Here is a 14892-nt window from a genome sequence, read left to right as displayed (position 1 = left end):
ATTTTATTTATATAAGTGCTAGGGTCATAAATTACGTAATTTATTGGTATGATGTATTTTTGTTCGTTACATAAAAGGCAGAATTAAGTATTCCAATAGTTTGAGCTTTATATAAAATAGGATGGATTAATTTTTAAGGACAAGCATGTGGTTAAACATCTAGTAGCAATAATCTTTTCGATGATTCTAAGCAACTTAACTTGTGCAGCAGGAACTGAAAAAAACTGTAATAAAGCAGATTGGAGCTGCCATGGTTCTTTTTACTTAACAGGCGGGTATGTATTTGTACATACTTTTTTCAATGACAATCAATTGTCATTATCCCCCCCTGAACAACCAAAAATTAATTTTACACCTCAGGATGCTTTTCCTAACAATGGGAACGGGATGCGTTGGGGGTTTGGATCAGGCTTTGGTGGCAAGTTACCCTTCACTTATGAATTGGATTACAATCAAATTTTTACTCATTCAAAAACAAAAGATGGATTAAAAATTTCCAGATCAAGTAAGTCATTGGTAGCTATCATAGGCTATACCCTTAATCCTAAAAATAGATTAAGAGCCAGTTTGGTTGGTGGCGCCTCAGTTATCTCGACATACCTGACAGCGACTACTGTTGCTCCGCGTGAATTTTTTTCTCAGAACACAAACTCTGTTGACGTGGATCCTTTTCTTGGCGGCTCATTATCTTATCAAATTAACTCTAGATTTGCGCTGAGAGCAGTTGAGTTTTATGATTTTGCGACTTACAACAGAAGCGCTAAAGGTGCTGCAGTGACTCTGTTAATGCTTAATTATTATCCGGAGTAATTTGTTATTCCTTTTGCTTTGGGTTGCTGCATCTCAATGTTTCAACAACATTGTTAATGTGGTAATCCACTATGAGTATGGAACATTAATGAATGGTATATATATATGGGATCTATGGATAGAATAAATTTATTTCGCGAATATATGTTTATTCGAGGTGCTTACGTTCGTTTAATCAACTATAATTTTTTTAATAAATTTTTTTGGGTAAATAAATGATAAAGGAATGGATTTCATTTTCATTCAGGAGGAGTATTATTTTTATACTTCTTATTTTTGCTCAACTATCATTTGCCCAGCCCACGGCTAATCAATCACCTATTAGAATAGGAAGCAGCACTGCTTTAGAGGGACCAGCGCAAACTCTAGGGCAAGGCATGACCCTTGGAATAAAAACGTATTTTGCCAGAATAAATGCTGCTGGTGGCATCAACGGTCAAAAATTGACATTGATTGTCTATAATGATTCATATGAACCTTCGCTCGCTGCACCAAACATGCGTAAATTAATTATGCAGGATCAGGTCCTGGCCGTCATCGGCAATGTGGGATCACCAACTGCGGTGGTTTCGGTACCTATTGCGGAAGAATTGAAAACACTGCTCTATGGGAGTTATGCTGGAACAGAAGTGCTGCGTAAAAGGCCACCCGATCGGTACGTTTTTAATTTTCGTGCAGGCTATGCGGAAGAAACCGCGGCTATGGTAAAAGGTTTATTGAAGGCAGGAATTAAACCCGATGAAATTGCATTTTTTACGCAAAATGATTCGTTTGGGGATTCCGGTTATTTTGGCGCTATAAAAGCATTAAAAGAAGAAGGGTATAAAGATTCAGAAAAATTAACGCATGGCCGATTCACCAGAAATACATTAAATGTGGAAGAGGGGCTATCCGAGATACTGGACGCAAAAAAAATGCCAAGGGCGGTTATTATAGTAGCCCCTTATCTGCCAGCTGCCCGATTTATTCAGTTGGCAGTTGACGATCTGCCAAGTACCTTGTTTCTTAATGTTTCTTTTGTGGGAAGTGAAACCCTAATCAAGGAGCTTGGGGTATTGGGAGACAACCGCGTGATAGTGACGCAGGTTGTTCCTAGTTATGATTCGGATCTTCCTGCTGTCAAAGAGTATCGAGAAAGTCTAAAAAAATATGCAAATGACGCCCGCCCAGGCTATATCTCATTAGAGGGCTATCTTGCGACAAAGTTGTTTGTCCTGGGATTACAACGAGCTGCGGACGCGAATCAATTGACACGGGAAGGGCTTATTGATGTGATGCAAAATATGCGTGATGTGGATATAGGCATCGGTATTCCCATCAGTTATGATAAAAACAATCATCAGGCATTGCATACGGTTTGGCCTACTATATTAAGAAATGGAAGATTTATCTCTTTTGAATGGACTGAATTGCATTCGTTAGTTAAAGAATAAGTGGAAGGATTACTAATGAACAGAAAACTAAGATTATCATTGGTCAATGTGTTTCTGTTATTTTATATTCTTACCGTTATTTTTACGATGATTCTTAGCTTTGCTGCACTCTATCTTAATCATAGACTGCTTCAGAATCAAAACCTTCTATTAACAGTAAGTTCAATTGAAAGCGCGCGATTTAAAATGAGTAATGCACGAGCTCAATTTTTGGCACGACAACAAAGTATTTTAACAGTACATGAAGAAAATGATTTATCTAAACTGGAGCCTCGTTTACCGATAGAGGCAATTTTTATTGAGGGTGAGGAAAATTTAGCTTCTGTTACCAATAAAGTTTCCTCTGTCTTGCAGGCAATGCATAATCTTAAAGTGATCTATCAGGAATTTTTAAAAATTGATGATCGGTTATTGACATTGACCCAATCGCTTTTGAAAGCGAAAAATGAGTTGGCGAATCAAAAAAAAATTATTGATCAGCAAATTAAAAATATTCACAATCAGTCAGAGAATATCAGTGGTATTTTAACCTATCAATATAAAAAGAACATACGTCAACTTCGTGCTTATTTCCAGGAGGGAAAACTGTCACAAAGCGACTTGCTTAAAGGAGCATTGGAGAATCTGATTTTAAGTAATGCTGCTGATGCCCATCGCATTGACCAAAAAATTAATACAGAGCTGTCACAGCTCATGGCATTAATCGAAGAAATTGCCGATGAAGAAAATTCGGATGAGTTAAATAATTTAAAAGATAATCAACTCTTACAGCTCATTCCTTTAACGCGCAGTAAATTGCAACAATTAAGTAATTTATTACAGTATAATCCACAACTACAGCAAGCCGCATTGAACTTGGGCAATCAATTTAATTTGGTTGTTGATCAATTAACCAAAGGTTCAGGAAGTATCCTTGCTCTGCGAAAAGAGCTCAATGATCTCCAATTGCAATTACAACAAAATCATATGGAGGTAAAAGAAAATTTAGCTTCGCTCTCAAAACAGTTCCAAAACTTGGATGAAATAACCAAGAACTTAAAGGATCAATCACTACGGACTTTCCATAAACTGATTGCAACCAATCGTAATATTATGATTGTCTTGCCTCTGGGCATACTTCTATTCATCAGTATCGTAGGATACTTTTTGTATCACGCCATTTCCAGGTCATTGGGAAGTTTAAGCGCTGCAATGCATAAGATCACCAAAGACAAAGTCGGATTAGAGCAACGTTTAAGTATGACACCCTATGATGATCTTAACCGAGTCGTTGGAGCCTTCAATAGTATGGCTGAAAGCCTGCAATATACTCAAGATCATTTGCACGAATTAGTGGAGTCAAGAACTAAAGAGCTGAAAAATGTAAATCAGAATCTGGAACAGTTGGTGGTGCAATTAAATGAAGCCAAAAAAGACTCAGAAGTGGCCAATAAAGCGAAATCTGAATTTATTGCTAATACCAGCCATGAATTACGCACACCACTTAACGCCATTATCGGTTATTGCGAATTATTGCATGAAGAGATGGAAGATGAGGGTCATGAGATGTATATAGAGGACCTCAAAAAAATAGAATCTTCCGCCAAACATTTGTTATTTCTCATCAACGATATACTGGATTTATCGAAAATCGAAGCGGGTAAGATGGATATTTTCCTGGAGGATGTCAAAGTTCCCGATATGATTAAGGAGCTGGAAGGCATAATCACTCCCTTGATGAATAAAAATAGGAATACATTTAAATGTGAGATTGATCCTAATGTAGATGTCATGCATACAGATCTCGTGAAAGTCAGGCAATGTCTATTAAATTTAATAAGCAATGCGGCTAAATTTACTAAAGAGGGTACAATTACGTTATCGGTGAAACCGATAACGAGTAATGGTAAATCATTCATACAATTTGCTGTCAGTGATACCGGGATCGGTCTGACCCGAGAACAATTAGGTACCTTGTTCAAGGCATTCTCTCAAGCTGAGTCCTCGACAACGCGTCGATTTGGTGGTACCGGATTAGGTTTGTATCTGACCAAAAGCTTCTCTAAAATCATGGGAGGCGATGTGAGTATCGATAGTGAATATGGTAAAGGCTCTACTTTTACTATTATGTTGCCACTAATCAGCACAGTTGGTGTTGAGAAAATATCTCCGGTAAAATTACCGGAATCGAAAACTCAAGAAAAAATAGCAGCCAAAACGGTTCTAGTAGTGGATGATGATCCTAAAATACATGAGATAATGCAAAAAACTTTAGATAAGGCAGGAATACGAGTATTGCATGCATTCCATGGAGAAGAAGGCCTTTCTTTGGCAAGAAAATATCAACCTGACTTGATTACTCTTGATGTGATTATGCCTATGATGGATGGCTGGGCCACTTTATCGGCGTTAAAGTCTGATTCCAATCTTGCTAATATTCCCGTGATTTTGGTTTCGATGTTGCTAGAGAAGGACTTGGGTTTTGCTTTAGGTGCCGTGGACTATCTCAATAAGCCGATTGAGCCTAGGACACTTATGGAGAAAATTGAACACGTATTGCCTCAGGACGCTATCAAATCGGTATTAATTGTGGATGATGAAGAGGATGCGCGAAATATTATTCGACGATCGATTAAAAAGTCTGGTTGGAACGTGCTGGAAGCTAAAAATGGCCGTGATGCTTTAGCTGTTTTAGCGCACCACACTCCTTCAATTATTCTCCTCGATTTAATGATGCCAGAAATGGATGGTTTTGCTGTGATTAAAGAATTACAAAAACATGAGAAATGGGCTCAAATTCCTGTGGTTATCATAACAGCAAAAGAATTAACCCGGGAAGAACGGGACTTTCTAATCAATTCGAGCAAAGTTGTTTTACAAAAAAATTCCTATAGTCGCGAACAACTTATTGGAACGATAACGGATCAGATTGAACAAATGCTTAAAAATCGTTAGGAGATTTTGTCATGGTAAAGATTTTAATTGTAGAAGATAATGAATTAAACCTCGATATGCTATCAAGACGTTTGCAACGTAAAGGATATGAGATCATGAGTGCAGTTGATGGGGAAAAAGGAGTGAGCATGGCAAAAGCTGAAAATCCCGATCTCATTTTAATGGATTTAAGCCTCCCTGTTTTGGATGGATATGATGCGACACGGCAACTTAAATCCGATCAAAAAACCAACTCGATCCCAATTATTGCTCTAACAGCGCATGCCATGGTGGGGGATAGGGAAAAAGCGGTAGCAGCAGGCTGTGATGATTATGAAGTGAAACCCATTGATCTTCCTCGTCTTCTTGAAAAGATTGAGCGATTAGTGAAAACCGGTTGAGCCACAGTATATTTAAACTCAATGAGGACAATCATTAATGGATTTCGATAAAAAGGCAAAGCAGGAGCATAATTCAACCTTGATGCGTGAAAGAGAGGCTTTATTTGCTAGTTTACGTAGTGAATTTTCCACGCCTCTTGATGTTATTGTTGGCTATGCCGAAATCTTACTTGATGAACTTGCATTCCATCACCTTGAAACGTATGAAGATGATCTTAAGAAGATTTTACAATCAGGGAAACTCTTACAAAGTCGTGTAGATGAGGTGTTAAGCTTTAGCACTACTGCTGGAAAATCAAAAGCGTTTAATTTGAAATCATTCAGCAGCGAATTGCAATTTAATTTGCTTACGCCACTTAATTCAGTTATTGGTTATTGTGAACTGCTTTTGGATGAAGAGCTCACAGACGAACAACAAGAGTTTATTCATGATATTGGAAAAATTCTGCTAGCCGCGAAATTGTTCATTATTTACATAAATGAAATAGATAAATTAGCCCAAATACAATGGAAGGGCACCGATCTATTAGCACAATTTAAAAAATCGAACATTATAATTCATGATGTGATTATCTCTATTCCTCCACTTGACAATAAAATTACCTATAAGCCTATACCTCCCAAAGGTTCTATTCTTGTTGTTGAAGATAATGAAATGGCAAGAGATTTATTAATACGTCGCCTAAAGCATTATGGGTTTAAGGCAACACCTTGTAGTGATGCTTCCAAAGTACTTGATGAACTAAGTGTTGGTGATTTTGATTTAATACTTTTATCAATTATCACATCAGGAGTAAGTGGCTTTGATGTTTTAAAAAGAATAATGGGAGACAGCCGTTATTATTATCTTCCTGTAATTGTTATTTCTCCTCTCAAAGAAATTGATGCAGTAGTACGATGTCTTGAGCTGGGAGCGGATGATTATCTTCTTAAGCCATTTAATCCGGTTATTTTTAAAGCGCGAATCGAAGCTTCTATAGAAAAAAAGATACTTAGGGATAAAGAAAAACTTTATCTTATCCAAATACAAGAAGCCAAGAAAAGATCAGATGATTTATTGCTCAGCATTGTGCCGAGTGCTATTGCAGAACGTTTAAAACTAGGTGAGCAAACAATCGTTGAGCGATTTCCCTCTGTAACCGCCATATTTATTGATATTGTTAATTTTTCTCATTTGGCAGATAAACTGAGTCCGGGTAAATTGATCGGAATGTTGAATACTATATTTTCAACCATGGATGAACTTACTGATCAATTCGGTCTTGAAAAAATTAAAACAATAGGCGATTGCTATATGGCGGTGGCAGGTGCTCCAATAAACAATCAATTTCATGCGGAAGTCGTTGCTAATTTTGCATGCAGTGTGCTTGAAAAGATAAATAGCATGAACGAAATCCTTCATTTTCCCATCCAAGTACGCATAGGGATTCATACTGGAGCTGTAGTAGGTGGTATCATCGGAAAGAAAAAATTTTCTTATGATCTATGGGGGAAAACCATCAACTTAGCAAGCCGTATGGAATCTCATGGCGAGTCAGGTCGAATCCATGTAAGTGAAGCAACATACCAAATCCTGAAAGATCGATTTGAATTTGAAAAGAGAGGAACTATATTGGTCAAAGGAGTTGGTGAGATGGCAACTTATTTTTTAATAAAACCCCATAATGGATAAATGATGAAACAGAGTTCTGTTTCATATAACTTCGTTCTGAGGTCAATCGTGGTTTGAAAACCTTACTCGAGTATTTGAAATTGGATAGTACCCCACCTACTTTGGAGGTACTTATAGAAAAGTTTCTCTCTTCTTCTGCAATTTTAGATCCTCAGGTTTCGCATATGCTTTTTGACAGCACTCATTTTGCTGTGGCCCTTAAAGACAATGGAATTGACAAAATTTCATTGGCAGATAACAAAGAAATTAGTTTTTCTGAACTTATGCTGGCATGTATGGAAAAGATTAGGATTACAGGAGTGAATGAAAATAATGCCATGATAGCCCAGCAACTCATACTAAGAATGCAGTGGCTGCAGTTTGAAATTCAACCTGTCCCAAACTTATCAAGGTCACTACCCCTACATCTTAAATAAATGGATTAAGTGCAAAAGGCTCGATTGATTCTTAATTAGGTATTAAAAATTAATCGAGCCTGTTTCATTACCTCGGATGGCTACATCTTGGATTCCTTTCTTGCGACAAAACGTCCGACCATTTGTCCAATAATAACGGCTAAATAAAATTGTCCTATTAAAGATTCAATCCAGGTAATCGTTTGAGCAATTGGTTTCAGAGGTACAATCTCACCATAACCTACGGTTGTTAAGGTAATAAATGAAAAATAGATTGCTTGTGATTCATGTTTGGTGATTAAACCAGAAAACGAAGTTGGACTTAACAATTCCAAGAGTAAAAAAATAAGCAAAAGTGAGTCCAATAAATAAATAAATAAACTGAAATCAAACCAAATAAGGTTATGAGACTAATGGTTTGATCTTTTAAGGTAATATAAAGACAAAAATAATTCTGCAAAATCAGATAGATAATAACTAAAATAGTTCTGAATACATACATAAACTGCTCACTACAACAATAATGAAGCCTCTATGTATCGCGCAAAGCCTGGGAATGGATGGTCACACGCCCTATTTTTTAGTGCCTCTCCAACAGCCTTTTTATAATTTAGTGATGGTAGTTAATAGGCAACATCAATACATGAGTGGAATCGTTCATTGGTGCTGTGATCTCTTCCCCATTCCGCATAGATGACATGGCGGCCAGCACGTGCAGGTACCGTACAGATCATATGAAATTTATTGCTCTTCTTATCAGCCCAAATGGTATTCTTATCTTGAGGCGGATTTTTATCATCCCATGCGAATTCACAAAAGGGTTCTGCCTCAAAATCACTCCATTTCAGGGGTAGATTTCTATTAAATTGATAATCCGCTTTGGTAATCCAATACCGAAAATGTTCCGTGTCACTAAAGTGGGGGCCATAAGAAACATCCCAGACAAATTCTTGCATGTTTGAGGTTATTTTGTTGGTTGGCCAATTAATGGCAGCATCCCAGGGAGAAGCTTTTCCTTTAAATGTTTCGCTTCCAAAGCCGCAAACGTGTTTTGGTAGATTGTCATTTTGATAATAACCCCTGGTATGGCTTAATACGCTCATAAACTGGTAGACATCATGATTATAGCTGCCATCTTTCTTTGTTAAAATGGGGCGGCATTCTTCATAAGGAAGTTTGTTGCCAGGTTCAATATGATGGGGTTGAGTCACTTTGCCACAAAAATACTCACGAGACATTGGTTTTTCTATAAGTCCGTGGCTGTGTGCTGATTGTTGAAATAACATTAAAAAACATGCGATCAATAATGCGTCTAAACGAATAAAAAACATATTAACTGCTCAATAAATATAAAATTAGGGTCAATTTAACACAAAAACAGTTAGCATGCATCATTTTGGCCAATATAGTAGAATTGCTAACAGACCCTATTTATGTTCGATCACATAAATTACCCCATTAAAGTCATCGGATAGATACAATTCACCCTCTTTACCTTCGACGACATGTACTGGTCTGCCAATTACTTTACCGTTTTTGAGAAATCCAGTAATAAAATCATTTTGAGTTATAACTCCATTTTCAAAAGTTAAACTAACTACTTTATAACCGACCTTAATAGAGCTATTCCAGGAGCCATGAAAGGCAACCAGTGCCTTATTATACAATGGGGATTGGGGATTTTTTATAAAAGTGATGCCTAAGGGAGCCTGATGGGCAGCAAATTTTAAAACAGGAATTTGTGATCGATTAATCATTTGTTCTTGCCCATTACCAAATTTTGGATCTGGCACGCGATCACCGTTTGCATAAGGCCATCCATAAAATTGATTTTCCTGAATTAGATTTAGTTCATCGGGGGGAAAATTGTCGCCCAAATAATCACGACTATTTTCGGTTGCATAAAGTCCTCCATCTGTAGGTGACCAATCAAATCCAACGGCGTTTCGTAGCCCTGTTGCATAAACTGTCACATGATCCTCTCCTGGCTTAAACCGAGAGATAGAGGCCCTTAAGGGATTTTTTTCAATACAGACATTGCAAGAAGAACCAATAGATACATAGCCATATCCATCAGGACCAAACTTAATGGTTCTGGTCCAATGGCCGCCATCATCCGGAATATTTTTAATTATTCGTTCATAACGACCAATGGTGCGCCCCTCTTTTGCATCATATTCGACTCGTCCAATAGCATTTTCTTCTGCGACATATAAGTAGTTCTTGTAAACATCCATACTGTGAGGATTGTTCAACCCCGAAAGCAGTACTCGTTTCTGGTTTGGTTTTTTATAAGGTATGAGGAGTACGTTTCCTTTTGGAGGTTCAGTTACAAGCAAATCTCCAGACTCAGTAACGTACATAAATCGGGGGCTATCCAAATGTTGGACATAAGGTTTAAGTATAAAATCATTCTTTAGATCAATACTTTTAGGAGGTTGAGGTTTTAAAAATGGAAAAGATCCGCCTAATACTTCAGAAATTGAAATATTAAATCCCAGGAATGGTTGAAACAAGTACAATAATCCAAAACTCACCAAAACAACCAACAGACTGTAAAACAGTTTTTTCATGTTAATATCCAGTTTATTAAATAGTGATATATTATGTCTCTTAAACGTACTGTATCGTTATTCTGATGATTTTTAATAATATGCGCTCTCTTCATCTTAATAACTATGAGTGTCCTAGTGTATGAACATCCTGACAATAGATGATCTTAATCAAAATTCTCACTTGAAAGAATGCAAAATGCGATCGAAGGTCAGTTAATCATATCAAAAAATTTATAACTTCCAGAAAGAAATCGTTAGACAACAAGGAATTAACTGAAAATGAGATAAAAATATTATCAACTGATCACAATGTAGAATTTTTTATGATCTTATTCTTTCTTACCGAAAATGTTGCGCTGGAGTTTCTAAGAAGAGAGGAAACGCCATATCCATATGAAGTGGTTGTGGTGAAACAGATATGGAACAATAATAAAGCATGGCAGTGAAATCAGGTTCCAGTACTAATTATGAGTTTTTAGTCGATGCGACGGTTAAAGTGAAGATAACCATATTGATTTCTCGCTATTTTAAATATATTAATAAGTTATGGCTCATTTTTAATTAATGGTCACTAATGAAACTTATAATTAATAAAAAAAATAGTATGGAGTCAATCACTCTGGATCTTGATGCAACAACGGGAGTTCGTGAGTTGTTATTCATTCTTTATAGTTATAGGGGTAAATTTTACGAACGTTTTTCTTTTAATGAGTATCAAAAATTCATTTCAATATATGAGTGTCTTTTATATGGGGATCGTTTTAAAAATAAATTGCTCCCTGGAACTCATTTAGCTGATTATCAACTGGAGGATCCATGTTATTTGACTTGGGAAGAGTTTACTGAGAGTCATTGTCCTTTAACTCATCTCAGCTCAGAGCGCATAGACAGTAGAGTCTATTTTTGGCAAGCCAATATAACACCAGGTGAACCTAAGATTGAAAATGAGTCTTTGTTGCTTCATACCATCGAGAATACGCCAGGCACTCCTTAATCGCAGGACCTCTTATATGAGGTTGAATACTTTCTCTGTAAATTCTTTGGCTAGCTTTAATTTTCTAAATATTTATTTTAGTCGATTCAGTTCGCAAGAAATTTAATCAAAAGATTTGACACGTTTTATCGAATTCATCGTATGCAGGGAGATTTTGAGTGGGGAAAGTTTGTTTCGTCGCTTTAGGCTTGGAGGATATAAATAAAGGGTTCGTTTGAAAGCCCGTTGTGAAAGGTTCTGCTTCTGTGCTGTCCAGACTTGATTTAGGTTGGGGACGATAACCTAAACTATTCAATAAATCAGAGGTTGAATCTTCAGAAACAACATCCATCTCTGTATTGTTATTTGATGTAGTAGTTACAATTTCTTGTTGTTTAAAACGATATAGATTCATTAAAACAATCGCCGATTCAAGCACCATCAATGCTACTCCAAGTGCAGGGTTAAGGGCAAAACCTAAAGCAACAAACAATCCTGCTGCCACTAAAGTGATTGTTGAATTATAGGTTAAACTCACGCATAAATTTTGGACAATGTTTTGCTTCGTTTTTGCTGCGACATCAAATGCAGTTGCAATAGAAAATAATCTTCCTTGCTGAACCACTATGCCTGCATATTGCTGTGTAATGTCATCACCAATTTTCGATTGAACAGCAATACCGAGATTGGAGTGCTTAATGGCTGTGAGATCATTGAGCGCGTCACCTACCATAGCCACTTTATAGCCATCATGCTTTAACTGTTCAATATAACTTTCTTTAGATATCTCGCCAGTTCGCGTGACAACACCTACAGTATTCGCAAAAATATTCTTTTTAGGGATACGCAATAATTTTGCATATTTTTCTGCGGTGGCTTTATCTGCACCGGTACAAATATGTACCGTTTTACCCAGACGCTTTAATTCGTTTACTGTAGCAATGGCATCTTCACGTAATGGATCCATTAAGGCGATTTGTCCTACTACTTTCCTTTCACGAACAATATAGATAGAACCGTCTTCAGGGTTATTATAGTTTCCAAAATCTGTGATATGATTCGCAGCAAGCATGTCTTTATTGCCGATTATGAATGTTTCACCCTTTATCTCACCTTTACCCTTGATTTCAGCTTTAATGCCTGAATGATGGGGGTTCTCTTTATCAACAGTTATGTATAATTGATCATCTGCAATGAAGCCTCGAGATTCTATATGATTCTTAATAATTTCTCCTATTGGATGCTCAGATTTACTTTCTAATAACGCGACACGACTCCAGAGCTTTTCATCATCAATCTTAAACTTCACTACTTGAACGTTTCCTTGAGTCAGCGTGCCATTTAAATCAAAAACAACGGTATCAATATCAGCTGCTGATTGTAATGCTTTACCGTTCTTAAAAATAATTCCATTTTCAGACGCCTTTTGCATACCGATTTTAACCGCTAGGGGTGTAATCAAGCTTAAAGCACATGGACATGCACTCACAAGAACCGATATAACACATTGAATTGCAAGCGCGGGATTAAACACTGATCCTATAATAATGCCTGAGAGCAGCGCTATTCCAAGCAAACTAGGAATAAAATATTTCAATACCTTATCTGCAAAGAGTTCTACAGGAGCTTTCTCATCATTCGCTTTATTAATATTTTCTGCCAATAATGAAAGGTACGAGTTTTGATAGGTTTTTGTAACCCGCATTTCCAATGAAGGAATATGATCGGCTAAACGCATGCCGGCTTTGACTTCATCTCCCGGTTTAAACTTCTTGAGCTCAGGTGAACCATCGATTCGTGTGGTATAAAGTAACGCTTCTGTGGTTAATACCCCATCAACAGGAATAACTCGTCCTTGTTTAATGAGAATTATATCGTTTGGAATGATGTGCTTAACTGAAATCTCTGTATTCGAACCTTTTAATTGAACTAATGGATCCACACAATCACGAACATCTAATTTTTTAGTGATTTTACCGATTAAGGTATGTTCAATGCCTTCGCCTAAATGCCAAAAACCTAAAACCAAAGGTGCTGCCTCAAACATCATGGGCAGTCCGGGAATAAATATACTAGCAATAGATACGGCAACGATGGTTAAAGTACTTATCGTATATAAAGTTGTCGTATCCCATTTTTTTTCAAGCAATGCATACCATGATGATTGATAAACAGTGTAACCCAAATACAGGGTCATCAAAGTAGTCAGTCCGGTTAAGGCATAATAGGCAAGAAGAGGAATATTAAAACTTCCCACAGCAAGAACGAGCATGCCTATTCCCCAAATCAAACCTAATGCAGCTTTGACCCAATGATTTTCATGCCCATGAGAATGTCCGTGAGAGTGTCCGTGAGAGTGTCCGTGAGAATGGTCGTGAGAGTGTCCGTGAGAGTGTCCGTGAGAATGGTCGTGAGAAGGCTTATGATGCGTTTTTTTTCTTCTCTTTTTAACGCTGCCAGTAAGCTCCGGCTTCGTTTTAGTTACCTGATCGTTAGGCGCCATTTGCTCTTCAAACCACAGTGCTTCTTCCTCCATTTCATCGCACAACGTAATTCCTTCTTTCCACAAAACGTGGGTCATTGCTGATTCTATGGCTTGAGCATTTTTGGATTCACATAGCAAACTGATGCTTTTATGAGGGCTGGTCAAATCGAATGCTATACGTACTAAGCCCGGGCATTGGGAATGATTCAACATCTGTTCAATTCGTGTTGCAGTTTGCTCAGGATTGTGCAGCTGGATGTCATCTGGAAGGCGGAATCTATAATTATAAAAATACATTGGTTTCCTCCATTTAAAGGACAATAAAAGCGAACTCTCCTGACTTAATCAGTTGTACATCAATATGAATTTCAGATAAGTCATTGATAGTCACAGTAACTTTTAAACCTTAAAATTAGATAAGATCCAGTAAGCAAAGAAGATTTTCCTGTCCTTAAATCCTATAGGACAATGATTATTAATTATTTGCAAACCAACCCTTTGAAAGTGTTACATTGTAACATTCTATTGCCAAAGAACAAGTCACATTTAATAATTTTTATGCCAATAGGATTTCTGTTAAATATTTAGAGGTATTTGTTTAATTATTTTTCGGTAAAATAATGACTGTGATACAATAGTATTTGATCTATTAAACCTAAAAATGATTGATGAAATATAATTTGTTGGACAAGGCCTATAAGCATTGCATAAAGCATGGTTATCGATTTACAGAACCGAGAGAGCGTGTCCTCAAAATTTTAGTGGAAGAGAGAAAGCCTCTTGGGGCTTATGAAATCCTGCAAAAACTATCCGAACAAACTGAAAACCCCAAGCCGCCCACGGTTTATCGAGCCATTCAGTTTTGGCATCAAGAAGGATTTATTCATTGTATTGATAGTCTGAAATCCTATGTTGCGTGTTTGCATGGACATCATATAGGGCAGGCCCAATTCCTCATTTGCAGCCAATGTGGTTTTGTCAAAGAATTAGAATGCGTTGTGGATTTCTCTGCCCTAACAGAATTTGCGAATTCAATTCAATTTTCAATTATAAATTGTACAGTGGAAATTAAGGGCTTATGTGCCCGTTGTAAGCGGACTCAAGAAGTTAGCCTTTCACTATAAAAATTACAGCAATTACAATAAAGCCGACGATCAATCCTGGTGGATAATTAATTTTTTCTGATATCGAAAAGATAATTCATTCCTGTCAATTTTATTCATCAGTACTATTATTTATAAATAATAAGTAATCG

The 14892-nt window shown here is 37.0% G+C and carries 12 protein-coding genes; 8 read left to right on the top strand and 4 right to left on the bottom strand.

Features of this window, described 5'->3' with window-relative positions:
* Positions 1 to 147 precede the first annotated feature (147 nt).
* From LXO92_RS00820 to LXO92_RS00795, 6 genes are all read left to right on the top strand, one after another.
* Positions 148 to 810 (top strand): hypothetical protein, encoded by a 663-nt coding sequence (locus LXO92_RS00820; RefSeq protein WP_182350861.1) that lies wholly within the window; start codon positions 148 to 150, stop codon positions 808 to 810.
* Positions 811 to 1025: 215 nt separating this feature from the next.
* On the top strand, positions 1026 to 2243 hold the full coding sequence (locus LXO92_RS00815; RefSeq protein ID WP_232890150.1) for an ABC transporter substrate-binding protein: 1218 nt from the start codon (positions 1026 to 1028) through the stop codon (positions 2241 to 2243).
* Positions 2244 to 2258: 15 nt separating this feature from the next.
* Positions 2259 to 5177, top strand: coding sequence for a response regulator (locus tag LXO92_RS00810; RefSeq protein WP_182350859.1), 2919 nt, complete (start codon positions 2259 to 2261; stop codon positions 5175 to 5177).
* 11 nt (positions 5178 to 5188) lie between these two features.
* Entirely contained in the window at positions 5189 to 5557 is a 369-nt protein-coding gene (locus LXO92_RS00805; protein ID WP_182350858.1) for a response regulator, read from the top strand.
* 37 nt (positions 5558 to 5594) lie between these two features.
* On the top strand, positions 5595 to 7229 hold the full coding sequence (locus tag LXO92_RS00800; protein ID WP_220471041.1) for an adenylate/guanylate cyclase domain-containing protein: 1635 nt from the start codon (positions 5595 to 5597) through the stop codon (positions 7227 to 7229).
* Positions 7230 to 7282: 53 nt separating this feature from the next.
* Positions 7283 to 7645 carry a hypothetical protein gene (locus LXO92_RS00795; protein ID WP_232890149.1) on the top strand — a complete coding sequence of 121 codons (363 nt, stop codon included), beginning with the start codon at positions 7283 to 7285 and terminating at the stop codon, positions 7643 to 7645.
* 80 nt (positions 7646 to 7725) lie between these two features.
* On the opposite strand, the gene LXO92_RS00790 is transcribed toward LXO92_RS00795, so the two are convergent.
* From LXO92_RS00790 to LXO92_RS00780, 3 genes are all read right to left on the bottom strand, one after another.
* The gene (locus LXO92_RS00790; protein WP_232890147.1) at positions 7726 to 7977 is read right to left on the bottom strand and encodes a potassium channel family protein; all 252 of its coding nucleotides are present in this window, start codon (positions 7975 to 7977) and stop codon (positions 7726 to 7728) included.
* Positions 7978 to 8247: 270 nt separating this feature from the next.
* On the bottom strand, positions 8248 to 8955 hold the full coding sequence (locus LXO92_RS00785) for a lytic polysaccharide monooxygenase auxiliary activity family 9 protein (protein ID WP_232890146.1): 708 nt from the start codon (positions 8953 to 8955) through the stop codon (positions 8248 to 8250).
* A gap of 96 nt (positions 8956 to 9051) precedes the next feature.
* Positions 9052 to 10197 (bottom strand): PQQ-dependent sugar dehydrogenase, encoded by a 1146-nt coding sequence (locus LXO92_RS00780; RefSeq protein WP_232890144.1) that lies wholly within the window; start codon positions 10195 to 10197, stop codon positions 9052 to 9054.
* A gap of 556 nt (positions 10198 to 10753) precedes the next feature.
* Here LXO92_RS00780 and LXO92_RS00775 point away from each other — a divergent pair.
* Complete coding sequence (locus LXO92_RS00775) at positions 10754 to 11173, top strand: hypothetical protein (protein ID WP_232890143.1); 420 nt, start codon at positions 10754 to 10756, stop codon at positions 11171 to 11173.
* Between the two features lie 106 nt (positions 11174 to 11279).
* Here the strand turns inward: LXO92_RS00775 and LXO92_RS00770 are convergent, their stop codons facing one another.
* A complete protein-coding gene (locus LXO92_RS00770; RefSeq protein WP_232890140.1) occupies positions 11280 to 13934 on the bottom strand; it encodes a heavy metal translocating P-type ATPase in 2655 nt (884 codons plus the stop codon).
* Between the two features lie 371 nt (positions 13935 to 14305).
* On the opposite strand from LXO92_RS00770, the gene LXO92_RS00765 reads away from it, so the two are divergent.
* Positions 14306 to 14761 carry a Fur family transcriptional regulator gene (locus LXO92_RS00765; RefSeq protein ID WP_182350852.1) on the top strand — a complete coding sequence of 152 codons (456 nt, stop codon included), beginning with the start codon at positions 14306 to 14308 and terminating at the stop codon, positions 14759 to 14761.
* The last annotated feature ends 131 nt before the right edge of the window (positions 14762 to 14892 follow it).

It is taken from the genome of Legionella resiliens, assembly GCF_021344005.1.
Classification (GTDB): Bacteria; Pseudomonadota; Gammaproteobacteria; order Legionellales; family Legionellaceae; genus Legionella; species Legionella resiliens.
This window is presented reverse-complemented; position numbering and strand designations above follow the sequence as displayed.

Coding starts and splice junctions, on each gene's coding strand:
- LXO92_RS00800 (WP_220471041.1), top strand. CDS start 5,595: ATGGATTTCGATAAAAAGGCAAAGCAGGAGCATAATTCAACCTTGATG.
- LXO92_RS00770 (WP_232890140.1), bottom strand. CDS start 13,934: ATGTATTTTTATAATTATAGATTCCGCCTTCCAGATGACATCCAGCTG.
- LXO92_RS00805 (WP_182350858.1), top strand. CDS start 5,189: ATGGTAAAGATTTTAATTGTAGAAGATAATGAATTAAACCTCGATATG.
- LXO92_RS00810 (WP_182350859.1), top strand. CDS start 2,259: ATGAACAGAAAACTAAGATTATCATTGGTCAATGTGTTTCTGTTATTT.
- LXO92_RS00780 (WP_232890144.1), bottom strand. CDS start 10,197: ATGAAAAAACTGTTTTACAGTCTGTTGGTTGTTTTGGTGAGTTTTGGA.
- LXO92_RS00815 (WP_232890150.1), top strand. CDS start 1,026: ATGATAAAGGAATGGATTTCATTTTCATTCAGGAGGAGTATTATTTTT.
- LXO92_RS00765 (WP_182350852.1), top strand. CDS start 14,306: ATGAAATATAATTTGTTGGACAAGGCCTATAAGCATTGCATAAAGCAT.
- LXO92_RS00785 (WP_232890146.1), bottom strand. CDS start 8,955: ATGTTTTTTATTCGTTTAGACGCATTATTGATCGCATGTTTTTTAATG.
- LXO92_RS00775 (WP_232890143.1), top strand. CDS start 10,754: ATGAAACTTATAATTAATAAAAAAAATAGTATGGAGTCAATCACTCTG.